The organism is Prevotella sp. CAG:592 (assembly GCF_000436015.1).
Classification (GTDB): Bacteria; Bacteroidota; Bacteroidia; order Bacteroidales; family Bacteroidaceae; genus Prevotella; species Prevotella pectinovora.
This window is the reverse complement of sequence record NZ_FR892622.1, coordinates 1-1,688: the sequence shown is the minus strand read 5'-3', so window position 1 is coordinate 1,688 and position 1,688 is coordinate 1. Positions and strand designations below refer to the sequence as shown.

Below are 1,688 nucleotides of genomic sequence, written 5' to 3'. Positions count from 1 at the left end.
TTCATCAGCTTATCGATGTCTGTAGGCAAGGTGCAGATGCAGTTGAGCTATGCTACCGACATCGACCGCCCTTCCTATCATTACTTGCGCAGCGGCATACAGTATGACAACCGCTACATGTATGAAACAGGAAATCCATTCTTAGTATCAGAGATAAGCAAAAATCTCAACTACGAATTGGCTTACAAGTGGTTGACTTTCGACATGACCTACAGCCATACTTCGCATACGATGATGTCGAATGTAGAGACTTACAAAGACAATCCTGCAATAGGACTGCTTAAGCCTGTGAATGGAAAGGCATATAATCATGTAGAAGCTTCCGTCAACTTGCGACCTTCGTTTGGTATTTGGCATCCTTCATTTACGGCATCTGTGACAAAACAGTGGCTTGATATGGATGCACATGATGGCAAAATATCCAACAAACCTATGGCAGTATTCCGCTTTAATAATACCTTCAACACCAAGTTGGCAATGTTAACGTGGATGATGTCGTATACCACAAAAGGTTATGGAAGAAATATATATTCGTATAAGCCAAGATTTTGTACCAATGTATCTGTATATAAGGCTTTCTTGAAAGACCGGTTGTCGTTCCAGCTCTTTGTCTATGATTTGTTTGGAACAGACGACATCCACATGAGTGCTCATTATGGCAAAATGAGGGACATGATTGTTGATATACAGTCAACCAGCAAAGTGTCGCTTACTGTACGGTATAAGTTCAACACTACAAGAAGTAAGTATAAGGGTACAGGTGCAGGAGAAAGCCAGAAGAACAGAATGTAATCTGTCTATCTGCTGAATCTAGCAATGGTGTAATGACAATAAATCTCTCTATAAATGAACAACCCAATAAAACTGTTGATTAGTGGCGCAGACATGGGAGGCTTGATAGCTTCCTGTGCCTTGCGCCATGACTTCCATGAAAGCTTTCGGCAGGAAGATAGATTTCATATCTATCGCATAGAAAAGGATACGCTGACGATGGAAGATGTGGATGCATGCGACTTGTCGGGCATCCTGTATGCGGTGAATGCAACCTTGCATGACAACGAAGCCTCGTTTGCCTTCGATGAGAAATGTAAGGAGCAGGGCATCCCCGTTATCCATGTTGTCAATCTTGGCAAGGCTGCCTTTCTCGCTGTAGAGAAACCGAAAGGCTATCCATTCAGCGAAGTCGTGAAAAAAGGAACGGATGATTTCCGTTGCTCATTAGGCAAGTATATCTCGCAGTACGGTATGTTCTGGCAGATGCCTGTGCCTTGGATAGATGAAGCCATCATGCATTATTCCAATGAGTCTTTCCCGCAACTGGGCATCGGAGCATATATTGCCACCGGCTACTGTGCCAACATCCTCGTAACCCTTGCGGAAGGCAAGGAGGTGAAATACTTCCCCAAGTTCTATCTCTCGCCATTGTTGGAAGAGATATGATTGCGATTATATCATCTGATAGTTCGTGGCATGAAACAGCGCCTCGGCAATGTTCTTCACGCCCATCTTGGCGAAAAGGTTGCGCTTGCAAGCCTTTATAGTGTCAACCGACTTGCATAGTCGGTCGGCAATATCATTCATCGTATAACCTTGGGCAGACAATCTCAAAACATCTCTCTCAGTCTCGCTCAAGGTTATGCCTTCTTTCTTTTCCCACTTATGGCGCAATGTGGAATATTCAAAATAGC

General features: G+C 43.7%; 3 protein-coding genes. 2 read left to right on the top strand and 1 reads right to left on the bottom strand.

Going from position 1 to position 1,688, the window contains the following annotated elements:
* Both QVO99_RS08865 and QVO99_RS08860 read left to right on the top strand, forming a co-directional pair.
* Nucleotides 1–792 (top strand): outer membrane beta-barrel protein (locus QVO99_RS08865; protein ID WP_288177102.1); only part of this gene is annotated, 792 nt, incomplete at its 5' end.
* Between the two features lie 54 nt (nt 793–846).
* Nucleotides 847–1,440 carry a hypothetical protein gene (locus tag QVO99_RS08860; protein WP_022317245.1) on the top strand — a complete coding sequence of 198 codons (594 nt, stop codon included), beginning with the start codon at nt 847–849 and terminating at the stop codon, nt 1,438–1,440.
* A gap of 6 nt (nt 1,441–1,446) precedes the next feature.
* On the opposite strand, the gene QVO99_RS08855 is transcribed toward QVO99_RS08860, so the two are convergent.
* On the bottom strand, nt 1,447–1,688 hold a 242-nt coding region (locus QVO99_RS08855), incomplete at its 5' end, for a helix-turn-helix domain-containing protein (protein ID WP_288177101.1).

What these genes read in the sequence shown, in the direction of transcription:
- QVO99_RS08860 (WP_022317245.1), top strand. Translation starts at nt 847, where the DNA reads ATGAACAACCCAATAAAACTGTTGATTAGTGGCGCAGACATGGGAGGC.